The following is a 20239-nucleotide window of genomic DNA, read 5'->3' as shown; positions in this document are numbered from 1 at the left end:
CCACCATGTCTGCAACCGCACAAAAATGGCTGCTGCGCGCCGCGCCGTGGTTTCTGCCCGTCGGCATTGTCCTCGTCTGGCAACTGGCGTCTTCAACTGGCTGGCTGTCGAGCCGTATTTTGCCCTCTCCGGAGGGCGTTGTGGAAGCGTTCTGGTCGCTAAGCGCCAGCGGTGAGCTGTGGCAACATCTTGCCATCAGCTCCTGGCGCGCGGTAATCGGCTTTTCGATTGGCGGGAGCATCGGCCTGACGCTGGGGCTGATCAGCGGCCTGTCCCGCTGGGGTGAGCGGCTGCTGGATACCTCCGTTCAAATGCTGCGTAACGTGCCGCATCTGGCGCTTATTCCGCTGGTTATCCTGTGGTTTGGCATTGATGAGAGCGCCAAAATTTTCCTCGTGGCGCTGGGAACATTATTCCCGATTTATATCAATACCTGGCATGGGATCCGCAATATCGATCGCGGTCTGGTTGAGATGGCCCGCAGCTATGGCCTGTCAGGTTTTGCCCTGTTTACCCATGTGATCCTGCCGGGCGCCCTGCCCTCCATTATGGTTGGGGTGCGTTTTGCGCTCGGCCTGATGTGGCTAACCCTCATTGTGGCGGAAACCATTTCGGCCAACTCCGGCATTGGTTATCTGGCGATGAACGCCCGCGAGTTCCTGCAAACGGACGTGGTGGTGGTTGCCATTATCCTTTATGCCCTGCTTGGCAAACTTGCGGACGTCAGCGCCCAGTGGCTGGAACGTAGCTGGCTGCGCTGGAACCCGGCCTACACTGCTCAGGAGGCGAAAGCATGAATACTGCACGACTGAACCAGGGAACACCGTTACTGCTGAACGGCGTGACCAAACGCTACGGTGATAACACTATTCTGAATGCACTGGATCTGCATATTCCTGCCGGACAGTTTGTGGCCGTTGTTGGCCGCAGCGGTGGCGGCAAGAGTACCCTGCTGCGTCTTTTAGCCGGGCTGGAGGCGCCAAACAGCGGTGACATTCTGGCAGGCACCACGCCGCTGTCCACGATTCAGGATGATACGCGCATGATGTTTCAGGACGCGCGTCTGCTGCCGTGGAAAACGGTGATGGATAACGTCGGGCTGGGCCTGAAGGGTAGCTGGCGGGAGGATGCCCGGCAGGCACTCGTCGCCGTCGGGCTGGAGAATCGCGCGGGAGAGTGGCCTGCGGCCCTGTCGGGTGGACAAAAGCAGCGCGTGGCCCTGGCACGCGCGCTGATTCATCGTCCCGGCCTGCTGCTGCTTGATGAACCGCTCGGCGCGCTTGATGCCCTGACGCGGATCGAGATGCAGGATCTGATTGAAACCCTCTGGCAGACGCACGGCTTTACGGTACTGCTGGTGACGCATGACGTAAGCGAAGCTGTGGCAATGGCAGACAGGGTGCTGTTAATAGAAGAGGGTAAAATTGGTCTGGATCTGACGGTGGATATTCCACGTCCTCGCAGGGTGGGATCGGCCAGACTGGCGGAGCTGGAGGCGGAAGTGCTGGATAGAGTGATGAAACGTGGAGAAGCGGAGATTCAGCGGATAAAGGCTAATGCCTGATGCCCTCACCCCGGCCCTCTTCAACAGGGAGCACGGCGCAAGGGCAAATCGTAGGCCCGGTAAGCGAAGCGCCACCGGGCTTTTTTACATCAGGCCAGCGCCTTTGTAATCTTCTCGTACAGATCGCCAGACAAATTTTCCAGCCCTTTCAGCTGCTCAATTGCGGCACGCATTTTCGCCTGACGCTGCGCATCGTAGCGTTTCAGGCGGATCAGCGGCTCAATCAGACGAGACGCCACCTGCGGGTTACGGCTGTTCAGCTCGGTCAGCATTTCAACCATGAACTGATAACCGCTGCCGTCTTCAGCATGGAACGCGGCCGGGTTGCTGCTGGCAAACGCGCCAATCAGGGAGCGGACGCGGTTCGGGTTGCTCATGGTGAACGAACGGTGCTTCAGCAGGCTGCGTACGTTGCTGAGCGCATCGGCTGCCGGGCTGGTGGCCTGAAGAATGAACCACTTGTCCATCACCAGACCATCCTGATGCCACCTGTCGTCGTACTCCTGCATCAGCGCATCGCGGCACGGCAGCTCGGCGGCAACGCTTGCGGCCAGCGCAGCCAGCGCATCCGTCATGTTATCGGCTTCGTGGTACTGCTTGCTGACCAGCGTGTTCGCCAGCTCTGCCTCACCAAACGCCAGATAGCGCAGGCAGGTATTGCGCAGGGAACGTTTACCGATATCCGCATGTTCCACCCGATACGCGTCCAGCTTGTTGGCGTTGTAAATCGCCAGGAACTCGTCCGCCAGCTCGGTCGCCAGCGTGCGGGTCAGCGCTTCACGCACGGCGACGATCGCAATGGGGTCGATGATGTCAAACAGCTCGGCGATTTCAGTCGCGGACGGCAGCGTCAAAATTTCAGCCGCCAGCGCCGGGTCAATATTCTCATCCAGCAGGATGGCACGGAACGCGTCTGCCACATGAACCGGCAGCGTCAGCGGCTGGCCCTGCTGGTAACGGTTCACGTTCAGCTTGATGTAGGTCGCCAGCAGGCTTTGTGCCGCATCCCAGCGCGAGAAATCGTTGCGCGCGTGACGCATCAGGAACGTCAGCTGCTGATCGCTCCACTTGTATTCGAGTTTCACCGGCGCGGAGAACTCGCACAGCAGGGCAGGAACAGGCTGGAAATAGACGTTATCGAAGATAAAGGTCTGCTCTGCCTGGGTCACGTTCAGCACGTTATGCACCGGGTGACCGCCCTTCTGTAGCGGGATCACGTTGCCTTCGTTGTCGTACAGCTCAACGCTGAACGGAATGTGCAGCGGATGTTTCTCTTCCTGCTCCGCCGTTGGCGGTGTGCGCTGGCTGATGGTCAGCGTGTACTGCTCAGTTTCCGGGTTGTAGTCGTCTTTGACCGTCACAATCGGCGTACCGGCCTGGCTGTACCAGCGGCGGAAATGAGACAGATCCACGTTAGAGGCGTCTTCCATCGCCTGGACGAAATCGTCGCAGGTGGCCGCACTGCCGTCATGACGCTCGAAGTAAAGCTGCATCCCTTTCTGGAAATTCGCTTCGCCCAGCAGGGTGTGGATCATGCGGATAATTTCAGCGCCTTTTTCGTACACCGTCAGGGTGTAGAAGTTATTCATCTCAATGACTTTATCCGGGCGGATCGGATGGGCCATTGGACTGGCATCTTCTGCAAATTGCAGACCACGCATGGTGCGCACGTTGTTGATGCGGTTCACTGCCCGCGATCCCAGATCGGAGCTGAACTCCTGATCGCGGAAGACGGTTAAGCCCTCTTTCAGGCTCAGCTGGAACCAGTCGCGGCAGGTGACGCGGTTCCCGGTCCAGTTATGGAAATATTCGTGGCCGATAACGCGTTCGATATCAAGGTAATCTTTATCCGTTGCGGTATCGGTACGCGCCAGCACGTATTTGGAGTTGAAGATGTTAAGACCTTTATTCTCCATCGCGCCCATATTGAAGAAATCGACAGCAACGATCATATAGATGTCGAGGTCATATTCGAGGCCAAAGCGCGTTTCATCCCACTTCATGGAGTTGATGAGGGAAGTCATGGCCCACGGGGCGCGGTCAAGGTTGCCACGGTCCACGAACAGCTCCAGCGCGACTTCACGGCCAGAGCGCGTTTTAAAGGTGTCGCGCAGAACATCGAAATCGCCCGCCACCAGCGCAAACAGATAGCATGGTTTAGGGAACGGATCCTGCCACTGTACCCAGTGACGGCCATTCTCCAGTTCCCCTTCACCAATCCGGTTGCCGTTGGAAAGCAGGTACGGGTACAGCGTTTTGTCGGCAATAATTTTGGTGGTAAAGCGCGCCAGGACGTCCGGGCGATCCAGATACCAGGTAATGTGGCGGAACCCTTCGGCTTCACATTGGGTGCACAGGGCTACGCCTGACTGGTAAAGCCCTTCCAGCGCGGTATTGGCGGCAGGGCTGATTTCATTCACGATGCGCAGGGTAAAGCGTTCCGGCAGGTTGTCGATGACCAGCTGGTTGCCTTCTTCTTTATAGTCTGACCAGGCTTCATCATTAATATGCAGGGAAACCAGCGTCAGGTCTTCACCATCCAGACGCAGCGGCACGGCTGTCGCGCTCTGGCGCGTCACCTGGCTTACCGCCGTCACGACGGTTTTTGTGGCATCCAGGTCGAAGGTCAGATCGATATCGCTTATCAGGTAATCCGGCGCACGGTAGTCGTGGCGGTATTTAGCTTGTGGCTGTTGTGTCATAGAAAACCTTATGCATCGTTTGTCGAGTAACGATTCAATATATTCCGGTTGTGTAAAACGCGCTATGCAGAATGTTCATCTTTTCAGGCACAACGCCGTTTTTGCTACATTTTTATAACACGGGGCACGAAATGCGCTCGACCATAAAGTGTGCTTATGTTGTGATCGGGGTTCAATAAATCACTAAACAGGGTATACTCCGGAGTTGTTTATTGTACTAAACGCTCCCGTGAGAGGATGCTACAGCGCACCTATGACTCAATTCGCTTCTCCGGTTCTGCATACGTTGCTGGATACCGACGCGTACAAGCTGCATATGCAGCAAGCCGTGTTTCACCACTATCATGATGTTCATGTTGCGGCGGAATTTCGCTGCCGGGGTGACGACTTGCTGGGTATCTACGCAGATTCCATTCGTGAACAGGTCGATGCCATGCAGCATCTGGCGCTCACCGATGACGAATATCAGTGGCTTTCAGGCCTGCCTTTCTTTAAAGCGGACTATCTGAACTGGCTGCGTGAGTTCCGCTATAAGCCGGAACAGGTCACCGTCACCAATGATAACGGCAAGCTGGACATTCGTCTGACCGGCCCGTGGCGCGAAGTGATCATGTGGGAAGTGCCGCTTCTGGCCGTGATCAGCGAGCTGGCCCACCGCTATCGCTCCCCTGAAACCGGTGTAACGCAGGCGGTTGCCGCTCTGGAGAATAAACTCGTTGAGTTTTCCAGACTGACAGAAGGGCTGGATATGTCCCGCTTCCGTCTGATGGACTTTGGCACGCGCCGCCGCTTCTCTCGCGAGGTTCAGGAAGCCATTGTCAGACGTCTGCAACAGGAGCCGTGGTTCGTTGGCACCAGTAACTACGATCTGGCGCGTCGCCTTGATTTAACGCCGATGGGTACCCAGGCGCACGAATGGTTCCAGGCGCACCAGCAGATCAGCCCTGACCTTGCCAACAGCCAGCGCGCCGCCCTCGCCGCGTGGCTTGAGGAATACCCGGATCGGCTGGGTATTGCCCTTACCGACTGCATTACCATGGACGCGTTCCTGCGCGACTTTGGCCCTGAGTTTGCCGAACGCTACCAGGGTTTGCGCCATGATTCCGGGGACCCGGTTGAATGGGGTGAGAAAGCCATCGCCCATTACGAAAAACTGGGTATCGATCCCATGAGTAAGGTGCTGGTCTTCTCCGATAACCTTGACCTGGCGAAAGCCGTCGACCTTTATCGCCACTTCTCATCGCGGGTGAACCTGAGTTTCGGAATTGGTACGCGCTTAACCTGTGATATCCCCCAGGTGAAACCGCTGAACATCGTCATAAAGCTAGTGGAATGTAACGGTAAGCCGGTCGCGAAGCTCTCCGACAGCCCTGGCAAAACCATCTGCCATGACAAAGCGTTTGTCCGCGCATTACGTAAAGCCTTCGATCTGCCTCAGGTTAAAAAAGCCAGTTAACGGCTTCGGGGGAGCCTTCATGGCTCCCCTTCTCTTATTAATTTCTTATTTCTTCTCTTAAGACGGTGAAATTTACTTGTCTGATAGCGGATGGCAGGTAACATAGATATCCCCCCTATCAGGGCGGACAAGTGTTTATTTTTTCCGACTATTAACAGAGAGAATATTATGAGCGTTGTGCCTGTAGCCGACGTACTCCAGGGCCGTGTCGCCGTTGACCAGGAGGTCACCGTGCGCGGATGGGTGCGTACTCGCCGAGATTCTAAAGCTGGCATCTCCTTCCTCGCCGTCTATGACGGTTCCTGCTTTGATCCTATACAGGCCGTCATTAATAATTCTCTGCCCAATTACAATGATGACGTTCTGCACCTGACAACCGGCTGTTCCGTGATCGTCACCGGTGTTGTAGTGGCCTCTCCGGGCCAGGGTCAGAGCTACGAAATTCAGGCGACCTCGGTGGAAGTGACCGGCTGGGTTGAAGATCCGGACACCTATCCGATGGCTGCAAAGCGTCACAGCATCGAATATCTGCGTGAAGTTGCGCACCTGCGTCCGCGCACCAACCTGATTGGTGCAGTGGCGCGCGTGCGTCATACGCTGGCGCAGGCGCTGCATCGCTTCTTTGACGAGCAGGGTTACTTCTGGGTGTCTACTCCGCTGATCACGGCATCCGATACCGAAGGCGCAGGTGAAATGTTCCGCGTTTCAACGCTGGATATGGAAAACCTGCCACGTACGCCGGAAGGAAAAGTCGATTACGACAAAGACTTCTTTGGTAAAGAAGCCTTCCTGACGGTTTCCGGCCAGCTCAACGGCGAAACCTACGCCTGTGCGCTGTCTAAGATCTACACCTTCGGCCCAACCTTCCGTGCGGAAAACTCCAACACCAGCCGTCACCTGGCGGAATTCTGGATGCTGGAGCCGGAAGTCGCCTTTGCCGATCTGAATGACGTGGCTGGCCTGGCAGAAGCGATGCTGAAATACGTGTTCAAAGCCGTTCTCGAAGAACGCGCAGACGACATGAAATTCTTCGCTGAGCGTGTCGATAACGACGCCATCGCCCGTCTTGAACGCTTCGTCTCCGCAGACTTCGCGCAGGTGGATTACACCGACGCGGTCGCTATCCTGGAAAAATGCGGTGAGAAATTCGAAAACCCGGTTTACTGGGGCGTGGATCTCTCCTCCGAGCATGAACGTTATCTGGCAGAGAAGCACTTCAAAGCACCGGTTGTGGTGAAAAACTATCCGAAAGACATTAAGGCGTTCTATATGCGCCTTAACGAAGATGGTAAAACCGTTGCCGCGATGGATGTTCTGGCGCCGGGCATCGGTGAGATCATCGGTGGCTCCCAGCGTGAAGAGCGCCTGGATGTACTGGATGCGCGTATGCAGGAGATGGGCCTGAACCCGGCGGACTACAGCTGGTATCGCGATCTCCGTCGTTACGGCACCGTTCCGCACTCTGGCTTTGGCCTGGGCTTCGAACGTCTGATTGCTTACGTAACAGGTGTTCAGAACGTACGTGATGTGATTCCGTTCCCACGCACACCGCGTAACGCAAGTTTCTAACCGACCAAATCATTAATGGCCAGCAAATGCTGGCCATTATTTTATCCTGCAATGTCAGTTTTCGTCAGTCAAAAGTAAGCGTCTATAAACCACAACCCCGCAATTCCCTCTACCTGTTACGTTTTGTTTCCACGAAATATCCTTAGACAAAAAAATAACCCTATTCTTATTGCGCTTAATACAATCCTTACGCAATAGCACAAAAAACAACCACTTTCACAGCCATCTGGATGGCTTTTGTCGATTATAAGAAAAAATGAGCCGTTTAACTTCTGTTTATACGAAAGACCTTTAGCTAAATTAAACATAAGGAAATCATATATATAAGAATAAAGCGGAGGTTTAATTCACCAGAACGCGCTGAAGTTTGAGGTGCTTCACAAAGTTCCCAAAAATACATATTTAGTTACACATATTTTCTTTTGGTAACTGAATCTTGAAGATTGTAGCACTTTCAGTGTAGCGAAACGGTTCTATGAATGGAAAGATGCCTGTCAGACACATAAAGACACCTAACTCTCATCAATAGTTCCGGAAATATTTATTGACAGAATTTATTGACGGCAGTGGCGAGTGTCATAAAAAAACCAATGAGGGTAATAAATAATGATGAAGCGCAATATCCTGGCAGTGGTAGTCCCTGCCCTGCTGGTAGCCGGTGCAGCAAACGCTGCTGAAATCTATAACAAAGACGGCAACAAATTAGATCTTTACGGGAAAGCAGTTGGCCTGCATTACTTCTCTGATTACGCGGGCAACGATGGCGACAACACTTACGCGCGTCTGGGCTTCAAAGGTGAAACTCAGATCAACGATCAGCTGACTGGCTACGGTCAGTGGGAATACAACTTCCAGGGTAACAACTCTGAAGGCGGCGATGCGCAGAACGGCAACAAAACCCGTCTGGCATTCGCAGGTCTGAAATTTGGTGACGCAGGCTCCTTCGACTACGGTCGTAACTACGGTCTGGTCTATGACGCAATCGGCATCACCGATATGCTGCCTGAGTTCGGCGGCGACACCGGCGCGAGCGATAACTTCTTCGCAGGCCGTACGGGTGGTCTGGCGACTTACCGTAACAGCAACTTCTTCGGCCTGGTTGACGGTCTGAACTTTGGTGTTCAGTACCTGGGCAAAAATGAACGTGATGACGCAGTACGTTCCAACGGCGACGGCTGGGCGACCTCTCTGAGCTATGACTACGAAGGCTTCGGCATTGTTGGTGCTTATGGCGCCGCTGACCGTACCAACAACCAGCAGACGCTGGAATGGGGTGAAGGCGACAAAGCTGAACAGTGGGCAACCGGCCTGAAATACGACGCGAACAACATCTACCTGGCAGCCATTTATGGCGAAATGCGTAACGCAGCGCGCCTGGGCAGCCGTGGTTTCGCTAACAAGTCTCAGGACTTCTCTGTTGTCGCTCAGTACCAGTTCGATTTCGGCCTGCGTCCATCCATCGCTTACTACAAATCTAAAGCGAAAGACGTAGAAGGTATCGGTGACGAAGACTACATCAACTACGTTGATATCGGTGCGACCTACTACTTCAACAAAAACATGTCTACCTATGTTGACTATCAGATCAACCAGCTGAAAGACGACAACAAGCTGAACATCAACAACGACGACATCGTGGCTCTGGGTCTGGTTTACCAGTTCTAATCAGCACACCTCGTTGCTATATGCTTAATGAACAGGGCTTCGGCCCTGTTTTTTTATTCCCGAGAGAAAATAATAGCGACTTTTGAAAAGCCGCACGCTTTTCGTCGCAAACGGTTGGCATTTTGTAAATCTACCGTTAACCTGATAGCGGATTTCACTTCTGTAATCACAATGGAACTTCGTCATGTTTGAGAACATTACTGCCGCTCCTGCCGACCCAATTCTGGGCCTGGCCGATCTGTTTCGTGCCGACGACCGCCCTGGCAAAATCAACCTGGGTATTGGTGTATATAAAGATGAAACCGGCAAAACTCCGGTACTGACCAGCGTCAAAAAAGCTGAGCAGTATCTGCTGGAAAACGAAACCACCAAAAACTACCTCGGTATTGATGGTATCCCTGAATTTGGTCGCTGCACCCAGGAGCTGCTGTTCGGCAAAGGCAGCACCATTGTGAGCGAAAAACGCGCCCGCACGGCGCAGACCCCAGGCGGTACCGGCGCACTGCGCGTGGCGGCAGATTTCCTGGCGAAAAACACCTCTGTGAAGCGTGTCTGGGTAAGCAATCCAAGCTGGCCGAACCACAAGAGCGTGTTTAATTCTGCGGGTCTGGAAGTCCGTGAATACGCCTACTATGACGCGGCAAACCATGCGCTGGACTTCGATGGTTTGCTGGCCAGCCTGAGCGAAGCCCAGGCGGGCGATGTGGTGCTGTTCCATGGCTGCTGCCATAACCCAACTGGTATCGATCCTACGCTTGAACAGTGGGAACAGCTGGCTAAGCTGTCCGTTGAAAAAGGCTGGCTGCCGCTGTTCGACTTCGCTTACCAGGGCTTTGCCCGTGGTCTGGAAGAAGATGCTGAAGGTCTGCGCGCATTCGCCGCCGTCCATCAGGAGCTGATTGTCGCAAGCTCCTATTCCAAGAACTTTGGTCTGTATAACGAGCGTGTCGGCGCCTGTACGCTGGTGGCCGCAGACGATCAAACTGTCGATCGCGCATTCAGCCAGATGAAGTCCGTGATCCGCGCTAACTACTCCAACCCACCGGCACACGGTGCGTCTGTAGTTGCGACGATCCTGAGCAACGATGCGCTGCGCGCAATCTGGGAACAAGAGCTGAACGATATGCGTCAGCGCATTCAACGCATGCGTCTGCTGTTTGTGAACACGCTGGCTGAGAAAGGCGCCGACCGTGACTTCAGCTTCATCATCAAGCAGAACGGCATGTTCTCCTTCAGCGGCCTGACCAAAGAGCAGGTGCTGCGCCTGCGTGAAGAGTTTGGCGTCTATGCCGTTGCCTCTGGCCGCGTGAACGTTGCAGGTATGACGCCTGACAACATGGCGCCACTGTGCGAAGCCATTGTCGCGGTGCTGTAACCTGCACCCATAAAAAAAGCCTGCATCGCGCAGGCTTTTTTATTGAAAGGGTTTACCAGACAGGCATTTCATCCTGAAGGAACGGGTTATGCAACCGCTCATCGCCCAGCGTTGACATTGGTCCGTGTCCAGGGATAAACGTCACATCATCACCTAACGGTAATAGCTTCTGCTTAATCGACTGAATCAGCTGACCGTGATCGCCGCGTGGGAAATCGCTGCGTCCTACGCCCCCTTTGAAAATCACGTCACCGGAAATCAGCAGGCGTGACACGTCATCAAAGAAGACAATATGGCCGGGCGTATGCCCGGGGCAATGCAACACCTGTAAAGTTACATTCCCTACGTTAACGCGATCGCCTTCGTTCAGCCAGCGGTCCGGTGTCAGTGGCTGACAGTCATCCAGACCAAACATGCGGCTTTGGGCAGGCAGCCCCTGAAGCCAGAACTCATCTTCTTTTTCCGGGCCGATAATCGGCACACCGTAGTGTTCAGCCAGTTCAGCCGCTGCACCCACATGGTCAAGATGGCCATGGGTCAGTAAAATCTGCATCAGCGTTACACCGCTGGCAGCGACTTCCTGCTTGATTGTCTCAGCGTCGCCACCGGGATCAACAAGCGCGGCCAGTTTAGTTTGTTCACACCAGATCAATGAACAGTTCTGTGAGAACGCGGTAACCGGAATAATACGATAGTTCATACTGCTCCTGTGTTTCGTTATTACCAGTGCCGAACCGGCCCGGTATCAATATGCACAAAGTTGCTACGTGGGTAGTATCCTACACCACCTGCGCGCATAGATAACGCCGCTTTGCGAATATTGGCTAACGAAACGCCTTCAATATGGAAATCCATCGCCTGCCCTTTGGTGTGATAGCTTTTTTTCGCTACCCCACGGCTGTGGGCGCGCAGTTCATTGTTGGTATCCAGAGAGCGATAGCCAGAAATGAGTTGCACCGGCCTTTTGGTCCCCAGCAGTCCCTGCAAGCGGTAAAGCTGATCGAATAATCCAGGGTCGATGGCTTTGATTTTGTTCGCGCGGAAATCACGGAAAAAATGGTTGAGTCGTGCTAATTCATCCTGAATATAGCCTCTGCCATCGAAAAATTCCGCTTTAAGCGTCTCACCAGTATGCAGATTGTTGAGCGTTAAAATACGCGGACGAGGTGTCGAGAGGGTGGCAAATGCTGGCATCGGAAGGATGGCTGCTGCGCCCAGCGCAACGCCACCTAACGCCAGCAATTTGCGGCGATTAGCGTCAAATTTGTCCATGATAATCAGGTCTACAGGTAAAAGAAATTGTCAATATGCTTAGCGCACGAAGGGCACCATAACTGGCAAAGCCTGCTACGTCAAGGCGCCCAATCCCAGTGAATACGCGGCTTGCAGCCAGATCGCCTCATATTCACCATAACTTACGACAATCATTTTTACCGAACTACTTCATTTACCTGATTAATTGTTCCGCTTTTGGCAAGATTTGTGCGCCGGATCGCGCTGTCAGATCATAATTGTAAATATCTGTACGATACTGGGTACGTCCGTCCGCGCCCACAAACGCCGTCAGATAGTAAAGATTGACCGGAATATTGTGGCGGATATTGACGTAACGCGTATCCCCCTGCTTCAGGGCATCTGATATCCGCGTATCGTTCCAGCCTGCATCCTGCAACAGCATATTCGCCAGTTCGGAGGCCTTATTCACGCGAACGCAGCCAGAACTGAGCGCGCGTGCGTCTTTCTGGAACAAATTATGGTTCGGGGTATCATGCAGATAGATTGCGTCCGAACTTGGCATATTGAATTTGTAACGTCCGAGCGAGTTATGCGCACCCGGTGCCTGCTGGAAACGGAACGGCAGGTTCGAAGGCGTAATCGTTGACCAGTCGACCATCCAGGGGTCAATCGCTTCTTTGCTGTTCCAGCCACGCATCACCGTATAGTTATGTCGCTCCAGATAGCCCGGGTCATTCCAGACCTTAGGCAGGATATCTTTGCGCGCCAGCGTCGGCGGCACGTTCCACGGCGGGTTAACCACCACGTTATTCAGCGCGCTGCTCATCATCGGCGTTTTGCGGTCAGGTCGACCCACAATCACGCGGGACGCCAGCACTTCGCTACCGTCCTGATAGTAGACCAGGGAGTACGCCGGAATGTTGACCATAATGCCGGTGGATAACGTGCCCGGCAGCAAGCGCAAGCGCTGGATATTCAACGCCAGCACCCCTGCCCGCTGGGCCGGAGAGACGTTCAGCCAGTCGCGAGTCGATGGACCAATCACGCCGTCGGCGCCCAGCCCCTGCGCGGCCTGGAACTGCTTCACTGCCGCGACCAGCTCGCGATCGTAAGCGGCGGGCTTATTGCTCAGTGCAACGGCGGTTTTCTCTTTTACCGGCGCCGACGGGCTGACGACTGCGTTTTGCGTCTCGTCGCCGGGCAGCGCAATTTTAGGGCCGCTGTCAAGCATGCCAGACCGTTTCATAATTTCGCGAATCGCAGGCACATCGCCGCTCCATTGTCCCGGACGCAGCGTTGCTGTTCCACGCAACTGAGGCCACGGGCGGGAATCCGCGACCAGCTCAAGAAGCGACTGATGCATCGTGGCATACTGCGGGTGGGCGGGCGCAAGGCTTGCGATAAAGCGCGGCAGTTCACCGTTGTCCAGCGACAGCTGCCACTGATTAATGACGGACAGCGCGGGCGTCGCCAGCTTGTACGGTTTACTGCTGTATAACCAGCGGTTGCCGTTCACCGAAATCCCCGCCACAAACTGCAAGTAGCCCATCATGGCATCAGACAGCACCACATCACGCGCCTGTCCGGTAACGGCAGGGTCGGTCAGGAGTTCAACCCAGGTCGTGAACTGTGGCTGAAAACCTGCAATCGCCACTTCAGCCAGCTGCTGCTGGAAGGCACGTACCGCCTCGCGATTTTCCCACATCGGTTTCATATCGCGCGCAGCGTAAAGCAGCGTGAGCTGGTTAATATAAGCGGGAGTATAGCCCGAGGGCAGCCCGGTCATAAGCTGCTGGCGTAATGATTCAGTATCGATGCCTTCCGGCAGCGGTTTAATGCCGGCCATGATGGCCGTCGCCGGAGACTGATCCAACGGTTGTGACAGCGACGTCGGCTGCGCGCCCATCGTCGCGGAGCTGTCAGTCGGTACAATTTCAGGCTCATCGGCCTGAGCGGTAAACAGTGGAGCAAACATCACTGTCAGGCACAAACTCAGCGCAGACAGCTGACGACCACGATCTTTCTTAAGCAACATCCCTTGCCCCCTGTTTTTCACGACATGCCCAGTATTATGGAGCTTTCCTTAAGTATAGAAAGGCATACACGCTGCTGCCTTACCTTATGTAAAGAAGTTTAAAGATAACGCAGCCCTGAACACAAGTTAAGTGAATAAAAAAAGCGACGCCTGAGCGCCGCCTTTTATCATACCCGGGGTTAAGAGGCGTCAGCCGTGCCCGGTAAAGACTCCGGAGGCTGCGGCGCAAAGCCACGCAGACCTACGACGTGTACATGTTCACTGTTCTGGAACACTTTACGCACCAGCTTATAGGTTGTCCCTTTTTCCGGACTGATGTTTTCCGGCGCCGCGATGATAAGCTGCATATCGAGTCGCTCGCAAAGCTCAAACAGCGTGGCGATGGAGCGGGCGTCGAGACGCGCGGCTTCATCGAGGAACAGCAGACGGCATGGAGAGATGTCCTTGCCACGCAGACGACGCGCTTCATCTTCCCAGCTCTGCACCACCATCACCAGAATCGACATACCGGTACCGATGGCTTCACCGGTAGAGAGCGCACCGGATTCCGCGCGCAGCCAGCCGTCTGAGCCACGGTTAACCTCAACTTCCATTTCCAGATAGTTGCGGTAGTCCAGCAACTCCTCGCCGATGGTTTGCGGCGTACGCTGGCCCATGTCAATCTGCGGATTCAGACGCTGATACAGCTTCGCCAGCGCTTCGGAGAAGGTCAGGCGGTTACTGTTGAACAGATCCTGATGCTGCTCATGCTGTTCAGACAACACGTCAAGCAGCGTGGAGTGCGCCTCACGCACGTTCACGTTCAGCCGCACGCTGTTGACCTGGCCAAACGACACGCTTTGCAGGCCCTGGTTCAGCTGACGGATACGGTTCTGCTCGCGCTGAATGGTTTTACGAATAATATTCGCCACGCTGCGGGAGCTGATTGCCAGCTTCTGCTCGCGGGAGGTCAGCTCCTCCGTCAGACGGCCCAGCTCGATCTCCATCTGTTCGATCGCTTCAACCGGATCGTCGGTACGGATGATGTCCTGACGAATACGCTCGCGTAAGTGCTGATAAACCGCCACGAAGAACTGAATTTTGCGCTCAGGACGCTTCGGATCTTCGGACATGCGCAGCACGTCGCGCAGGTGTTCATTGTCCGCCACGGCCAGACGCAGCGCACCCAGCGCCTTATCCGACATAGAGCGCAGTTCATCGGCTGACAGGTACGCCAGCTCGCGACGGTGCAGACGACGCTCCACGTTGTTGTCCTTCACCATGCGCATCACCGCGCACCAGCCCGCCTTCGCGGTCACAACCTGTTCACGCATCTCAAAATAGTCGCGCTCCAGCTTGCGCAGACGACGCGTCAGGTTGTCCATCTCCGCTTCACAGAAGGTCAGCGCTTTTTCGAGCTGATTACGACGCGCACGGTTGTTGCTGAGCTGAGCATGCAGCTCATCGCGGCGAATACGCGCCCGCTCTTCTGCGCCGCTGTCGGCGCGCACGCCAATGTCCTGCAACTCTTTATGCAGGTCATTTAACAGCTCTTTCTTGGTGTCGAAGGAGCTTTTCAGCGATGCCATGACCTGGCTGTACTGGCTCAGCTGTGCAGCGTGAGTACGCATCGCTTCACGGGCGCGCGTTCGTTCCGCTTCGGCCTGCTCAAGACGCTGGCGCAGCTTTTCATTCAGATCGCTGTTCCCGCTCAGCATTTCTGCTGAATCGGAGTAGCCGAAGTGTGCGCGACGTTGCACCACTTCCGTGAGGGCAAACGCCTGCTGACGCGCTTCGCGCTGCACCTGCTGTGACCAGGCGTAATCTTCTTTTAACTGCTCAAACTGTTCCGGGTCGCTCTGGAGAACGGAAACCAGCGGCTCCAGTTTTGCCAGCTGATTGCCGTGTTGCTGCACAAAGCGCGCCGCTTCCTGCGCTTCGTCCAGACGTTCCTGAATCTCATCCACGCGGTCGGCGAGCGTATCGTCCGCCAGCAGGTTCAGGCGCGGCAGGATGCGGTTAAGGGCCGCAACGCCCTCTTTCGCCTGCTCAAACTGCACGCGGCTTTGCTGGTTGTCATTTTCATGGCTGGCAAGCGCACGCTCCAGCTCACCGCGGCGGGTGTTGAGCTTACGAATTTCGGCTTCCGGATCGGGCTGGAAGGCAACGCCCAGATGGCTGCCGATAAAGCGGCTGAACGCCTGATGCAGACGCTGGGTTTTCTGCACGTCAAACGACAGGGTCGCAAAACGCTCTGAAAGCGTTTCACGCTCGGCGTGCAGGCTTTCAATACGGTTTTCACGCGCGGCGCGGCCAAACAGCGGCAGTTCCGGGAAGCGCGAATAGCGCCACTGGCGATCGGCGATTTTCACCACCACCGCTTTTTCCAGCTCGTCGACGCTGAATACGCTGTCATCAAACGACTGCGGATCCCCTTCGATGAGGTAGAGATCTTCCGGGCAGTCTTCCAGCCCTGCAAGCTGGTCAGAAATCAGCGACAGATCCGGCACTACAATCGCGTTACGGGACGGACCGTACAGCGCGGAGAAGTATGGCGCATCGTCCAGGCCGACGTCGTCGTAAATTTCAGACAGCAGCACGCCGCCGAAACGCTCGGCTAACGCATTCAGGCGCGGATCTTCTGAGCCGCCAGGCTGGCTTAAACGCTCGATTTCTTCATCGACGTCACGCTTGCGCGCGCCCACTTCGTCACGCTCAACAATCGCTTCGCGTTCGCGCTCCAGCAGCTGTTGCATGTATTCGGTGACGTCCTGGCTGGAGGCAAACTCCTGACCACACTGCTCGCTGAGCTGGTTCAGGCTGCTTTGTGCGGCCAGCCAGATCGGCGCACGCTGTAAGAGAGTCTTCGAACGGGACTGAAGCTGTTCCAGCTCCTGACGCAGCGTCATGCGCTGTTCGCTGGCGTTCGATACGGTATCGGACAGGGCCGCAATACGCGCTTCCAGCTCCTGATGCAGAGCCTCAAGCTCGTCGAAATCGTAATTTTTACCCTGACGTTTGCAAAATTCCGCCAGCAGACGCTCAGCTTCCTGCTGTTCACGCAGACGCTGTTCCAGCTCGTTCAGGCGCATGCGCAGCGGCTGCACCTGCTCGGCCAGATGGCGCTGATTAACGCCGTCGCGCAGTAGCTCACGGGCAACGTCCCATGCTTCGTTACGCGCCAGCGGACCGTTGATCGCCACCACCAGCTGGTACGCCTGCTCAAACTGGCTGTGTGCCGTTTGCGCCACGCTCATTTTCTGATCGAGAGAAAGCAGTTTCTCAGTGGCTTCCTGCTCTTTGGCCTGGAAGGTATCCAGCCATTCGTCAGCGCTTTCAGGGGTCAGGTCCGGCAGGTGGCACAGCTCTTTGGCACGCTGCAACGCCTGCAGCGCCTGGTTGTATTGGATCGCGCGGGTCTGCTGCACGTCCAGCGCCTGCTGGTAGTCTGCGAGCTGGCTTTTCAGCTCATCCACTTCCAGCTCGGCGGCTTCCGCGCGGGCTTCGTTCTCTTCCTGCAAATCGGCGGCTTCTGCCACCACTTCATTTTGCTCTTCAAGACGAATTTGCAGCTCATCGAGATCGGCTTCATAGCGCTCGATTTTTTCCTGCTGACGCAGCGCGGTTTGCACCAGGTTCAGATGATCGCTGGCCGCCTGGTAATCGGCTTCCAGATCCCCTTCGGCACCGTTGTGCTCGCCCAGTTCGCGCGCCATTTCGACATGCTTATACTGCTCGGCGACCAGCTGTTTGCGGGAGGTAAACAGCTCGCGGCGGTATTCCAGCGCCTGATCGAGATGAATACGGCGCTCGTTGGCGTGACGCATATAGTCTGCCGCCACGTAGTTGGTGGCTTCGCTGATCAGGTGCTTAAACAGATCGCGGTCAGATTGCGTAACGCGAATCGCTTCCAGCGTCATGCGGTTTTCACGCAGCGCGGCTTCCATATCCTGGAAGGCCTTACGCACGCCGCTGTTTTCCGGCAGCAGGTAGTCGCGCAGGGAGCGGGTAATGGCGCTTGAAATACCGCCGTACAGGGAAGCTTCAATTAGACGGTAGTATTTACTACGATCTGACGCGCTGCGCAGACGACGGGCCACCACGCCGAGATCGAACATCAGAGAGTGGTAGTCGGTAATGGAGTTAAACTGCTTAAACTGCACGCCTTCGATGGCTTCCAGCTTGTCTTTCAGCTCCTGGAGCGTCAGAACACGCGCCTGACGTTCATTCAGGGTTTCCGTCAGCAGCGCGGTCGGCTGCACGGAGGTTGGCAGCCCCTGGATCGCAAACGGTTTGATATCTACTTTACGGTCGCGGCCGGCAACCTGCTGCAGGCGCACGCCTACAACCACGCGCTGATGACGGGAGTTGATCACGTCCAGCACCGAATAACAGACGCCCGCTTTCAGCTTACCGTGCAGCCCTTTATCTCGGGAGCCGCTCGTTGCACCCGCTTCAGTGGTGTTACGGAAGTGCAGCAGGGTCAGGTCAGGGATCAGCGCCGTCACGAAGGCCGCCATGGTGGTGGATTTACCTGCCCCGTTACCGCCGGAGAGCGTTGTCACCAGCTCATCCAGATCGAAGGTTCGGGCAAAGAAGCCGTTCCAGTTAATCAGCGTTAGTGAGCGAAATTTACCGCGTTCAATCATTACTCTTCCTCCCCGCTATCCGGCTGATTCTCTTCGTGCTCGTCATTGAGCTGCAAATGGTTTTCCACCGGCATCGCTTCACCGTCACGGATCATGCGCAGCTGTGCTTCACGCGCATCGTCACCCGCACGCACGTCGGCACCAAAGCGGAAGACCGATTCGGTAATGCGGAACTTGCTGCTGTCGTGACCCATGAACCAGACCATTCCCAGACGGCGCAGACGGTTCAGGGAAGAGCGAACTTTTTCCTGTAATTTCTGACGGTCCAGATCGGACCCCGTCGAGCGGTTATTTACCAGCTTGAGCAGCTTGCTTTCATCCGCCAGCGACAGCAGCTCATCGTAAAGCTCCTGCTGGGTGAAGATCCCTTCATTCGCCAGACGTTCCGGGCTGAGGTAGAGGTAGCAGAGAATTTTGCCGACCATCATATCCAGTTCGGAAAGCACCGAGCGCGGAATAAGCGTAGTAGAGCGCGGACGCAGGTAGAAAAACCCTTCCGGCGCGCGGATCAGCTCAACGTTATAGCGAGCGTAAAACTCTTCCAGATAATCCTGAAAGTCCATCAAAAAGGCGTGATTATCCAGCTCGTCAAGGCCAATGTGACGACCGGCACGCAGCTGGCTGTCCAGCGCCGGAAACAACGGATTCGCCAGCGCCTGTGCCAGCTTAACTGGCATCACTTGTTCAATATTTGTCAATGACATGCGCCTGTACCTTGGCTCCGTAATCGTTAATCGGCTGCCACTTCGGCGGCAGTCCGGTGAAATCGGCTTGTGCGATGCCCAGGCGCACCGCCTGGTCTACAACAATGCGGGCTACATCGAAGTGGCGCGCGCGCGGATACTGCGCCAGATAGTCGCGTACCACGAGGCCAAGATCCAGCGGTGCTTGTCTGGCTTTATAGACAGCGAGCTGTTCTTCGATCATCGCCGCAAGCTGCTCGCGAATTTCGTTAAATTCTTCGTATTCCAGATCCGGCGGCAGTTCACCGGTGACCTCTTCATCACGCAGCGCCATCTCTTCGTCGCGCATATCCAGAAGACGATCGGCGTTGGCGTAGGTCAGCGCCCACGGCGCATCAAAGTAGGTCTGTACCGACTGGCGCAGACGCTGAGCAAAGACGCGGTTCTTATCCATATCGATGGCGGTACGGATAAATTTATGCACGTGGCGGTCGTAACCGATCCACAGGTCGATCGACTGCTGGCCCCAGCTGATAATGCGGTCAAGCTTACTCTGCAAATCAAACACCAGACGGTCGATAAAATGCAGATCGTCGTGCGCCATCGTCGCGTCCTGGATGCGCAGCAGGTTGGCCTGCAGCTTATCCCCAGCCGCCTCCAGCGTATCCTGCAACTCACGTAGCGTACCGGACGTTTCTGACAGCAAAAGTTCACAGCTGGAGATGGCCGCACGCCAGTCTTTATTCAGCAGTTGAGCGATATCGTCTTTGACCTGCTGCTGCTGTTCGTCCATCAGACGTTGAGTCAGATCGATACTGTCGAAAATCTCGGCGACCGAGTATTTTAGCGGCGCGTAAACGTTGCGATGCCAGTGGAACTCGTCACCGTTTTCATCAGCCGCGTCGGCGGCACGCTTCAGCTCGCCTGCAACAATGGAGAGCTGCATGGAGAGACGCAGCGTGGAAAATTCGCGCTGGCGGATGTAATAGTCGGTAATGCCAATGCCCAGTGGCGTAAGACGATAGATGGCGTTTCCTTCCGCCTGCTCGCTGGTAAAGCGGTTCAGCAGACGTTGACGCACCATATCATTGATTGCGTTGTTGGCACGCACGCTAATGGTTTCGCTGGTTTGCTCAAACGCATCACTGACGTGGCGGAACGCATCCACCAGTTCGCCTTCACTCATTTCGCCATCCAGGCGTTCGCCGTTTAGCGTCGCAACCGCCAGCAGGAATGAGAGTCTGTCTACCGGCAGCGAGATGGAGAAATCGTTTTTCCTGGCCCAGGCAACCAGTTCGGGGACTGTCTGGGAAAATTCACTCATAG

At 55.5% G+C, this 20239-nt stretch carries 13 protein-coding genes; 6 read left to right on the top strand and 7 right to left on the bottom strand.

Features of this window, described 5'->3' with window-relative positions:
- Positions 1 to 5: 5 nt before the first annotated feature.
- Positions 6 to 797 carry an aliphatic sulfonate ABC transporter permease SsuC gene (gene ssuC, locus ACOT0L_RS07245; RefSeq protein ID WP_003858185.1) on the top strand — a complete coding sequence of 264 codons (792 nt, stop codon included), beginning with the start codon at positions 6 to 8 and terminating at the stop codon, positions 795 to 797.
- On the top strand, positions 794 to 1564 hold the full coding sequence (gene ssuB, locus ACOT0L_RS07240) for an aliphatic sulfonates ABC transporter ATP-binding protein (RefSeq protein WP_126502948.1): 771 nt from the start codon (positions 794 to 796) through the stop codon (positions 1562 to 1564). Before ssuC ends, ssuB begins: the two co-directional genes overlap by 4 nt.
- A gap of 89 nt (positions 1565 to 1653) precedes the next feature.
- Here the strand turns inward: ssuB and pepN are convergent, their stop codons facing one another.
- Positions 1654 to 4266, bottom strand: a complete 2613-nt coding sequence (gene pepN, locus ACOT0L_RS07235; protein WP_126502949.1) for an aminopeptidase N — start codon at positions 4264 to 4266, stop codon at positions 1654 to 1656.
- Between the two features lie 253 nt (positions 4267 to 4519).
- Here pepN and pncB point away from each other — a divergent pair, with 253 nt between their 5' ends.
- From pncB to ACOT0L_RS07215, 4 genes are all read left to right on the top strand, one after another.
- Positions 4520 to 5722: a nicotinate phosphoribosyltransferase gene (gene pncB, locus ACOT0L_RS07230; RefSeq protein ID WP_023299736.1), complete on the top strand. Its 1203-nt coding sequence runs from the start codon at positions 4520 to 4522 to the stop codon at positions 5720 to 5722.
- A 168-nt stretch (positions 5723 to 5890) separates the two neighbouring features.
- Positions 5891 to 7291: an asparagine--tRNA ligase gene (gene asnS / locus ACOT0L_RS07225; RefSeq protein WP_126502950.1), complete on the top strand. Its 1401-nt coding sequence runs from the start codon at positions 5891 to 5893 to the stop codon at positions 7289 to 7291.
- 606 nt (positions 7292 to 7897) lie between these two features.
- A complete protein-coding gene (gene ompF, locus ACOT0L_RS07220; protein ID WP_038415784.1) occupies positions 7898 to 8956 on the top strand; it encodes a porin OmpF in 1059 nt (352 codons plus the stop codon).
- Positions 8957 to 9140: 184 nt separating this feature from the next.
- Entirely contained in the window at positions 9141 to 10331 is a 1191-nt protein-coding gene (locus ACOT0L_RS07215) for an amino acid aminotransferase (RefSeq protein WP_023299734.1), read from the top strand.
- A gap of 52 nt (positions 10332 to 10383) precedes the next feature.
- Here the strand turns inward: ACOT0L_RS07215 and ACOT0L_RS07210 are convergent, their stop codons facing one another.
- The 6 genes from ACOT0L_RS07210 to mukF all read right to left on the bottom strand — a co-directional run bounded on the left by ACOT0L_RS07210 (position 10384) and on the right by mukF (position 20237).
- Positions 10384 to 11031: an MBL fold metallo-hydrolase gene (locus tag ACOT0L_RS07210; RefSeq protein WP_023299733.1), complete on the bottom strand. Its 648-nt coding sequence runs from the start codon at positions 11029 to 11031 to the stop codon at positions 10384 to 10386.
- Between the two features lie 20 nt (positions 11032 to 11051).
- A complete protein-coding gene (locus tag ACOT0L_RS07205; RefSeq protein ID WP_185817705.1) occupies positions 11052 to 11603 on the bottom strand; it encodes a YcbK family protein in 552 nt (183 codons plus the stop codon).
- Between the two features lie 175 nt (positions 11604 to 11778).
- A complete protein-coding gene (gene ldtD / locus ACOT0L_RS07200; RefSeq protein WP_126502952.1) occupies positions 11779 to 13602 on the bottom strand; it encodes a L,D-transpeptidase in 1824 nt (607 codons plus the stop codon).
- A 179-nt stretch (positions 13603 to 13781) separates the two neighbouring features.
- Positions 13782 to 18230 carry a chromosome partition protein MukB gene (gene mukB / locus ACOT0L_RS07195; RefSeq protein WP_126502953.1) on the bottom strand — a complete coding sequence of 1483 codons (4449 nt, stop codon included), beginning with the start codon at positions 18228 to 18230 and terminating at the stop codon, positions 13782 to 13784.
- Positions 18230 to 18934 (bottom strand): chromosome partition protein MukE, encoded by a 705-nt coding sequence (mukE, locus tag ACOT0L_RS07190; RefSeq protein ID WP_126502954.1) that lies wholly within the window; start codon positions 18932 to 18934, stop codon positions 18230 to 18232. Before mukE ends, mukB begins: the two co-directional genes overlap by 1 nt.
- Positions 18915 to 20237, bottom strand: coding sequence for a chromosome partition protein MukF (mukF, locus tag ACOT0L_RS07185; protein WP_022647635.1), 1323 nt, complete (start codon positions 20235 to 20237; stop codon positions 18915 to 18917). The genes mukE and mukF overlap by 20 nt, the downstream gene beginning before the upstream one ends.
- Positions 20238 to 20239 lie beyond the last annotated feature (2 nt).

The organism is Enterobacter cloacae complex sp. XAL002 (assembly GCF_049236805.1).
GTDB lineage: Bacteria > Pseudomonadota > Gammaproteobacteria > Enterobacterales > Enterobacteriaceae > Enterobacter > Enterobacter intestinihominis.
Note: the sequence above shows the minus strand (reverse complement) of the source record. Positions and strands in the feature narration are given on the sequence as shown.

What these genes read in the sequence shown, in the direction of transcription:
- pepN (WP_126502949.1), bottom strand. Translation starts at nt 4,266, where the DNA reads ATGACACAACAGCCACAAGCTAAATACCGCCACGACTACCGTGCGCCG.
- ACOT0L_RS07210 (WP_023299733.1), bottom strand. Translation starts at nt 11,031, where the DNA reads ATGAACTATCGTATTATTCCGGTTACCGCGTTCTCACAGAACTGTTCA.
- pncB (WP_023299736.1), top strand. Translation starts at nt 4,520, where the DNA reads ATGACTCAATTCGCTTCTCCGGTTCTGCATACGTTGCTGGATACCGAC.
- ssuC (WP_003858185.1), top strand. Translation starts at nt 6, where the DNA reads ATGTCTGCAACCGCACAAAAATGGCTGCTGCGCGCCGCGCCGTGGTTT.
- mukF (WP_022647635.1), bottom strand. Translation starts at nt 20,237, where the DNA reads ATGAGTGAATTTTCCCAGACAGTCCCCGAACTGGTTGCCTGGGCCAGG.
- mukE (WP_126502954.1), bottom strand. Translation starts at nt 18,934, where the DNA reads ATGTCATTGACAAATATTGAACAAGTGATGCCAGTTAAGCTGGCACAG.
- asnS (WP_126502950.1), top strand. Translation starts at nt 5,891, where the DNA reads ATGAGCGTTGTGCCTGTAGCCGACGTACTCCAGGGCCGTGTCGCCGTT.
- ompF (WP_038415784.1), top strand. Translation starts at nt 7,898, where the DNA reads ATGATGAAGCGCAATATCCTGGCAGTGGTAGTCCCTGCCCTGCTGGTA.
- ACOT0L_RS07215 (WP_023299734.1), top strand. Translation starts at nt 9,141, where the DNA reads ATGTTTGAGAACATTACTGCCGCTCCTGCCGACCCAATTCTGGGCCTG.
- ssuB (WP_126502948.1), top strand. Translation starts at nt 794, where the DNA reads ATGAATACTGCACGACTGAACCAGGGAACACCGTTACTGCTGAACGGC.
- mukB (WP_126502953.1), bottom strand. Translation starts at nt 18,230, where the DNA reads ATGATTGAACGCGGTAAATTTCGCTCACTAACGCTGATTAACTGGAAC.
- ACOT0L_RS07205 (WP_185817705.1), bottom strand. Translation starts at nt 11,603, where the DNA reads ATGGACAAATTTGACGCTAATCGCCGCAAATTGCTGGCGTTAGGTGGC.
- ldtD (WP_126502952.1), bottom strand. Translation starts at nt 13,602, where the DNA reads ATGTTGCTTAAGAAAGATCGTGGTCGTCAGCTGTCTGCGCTGAGTTTG.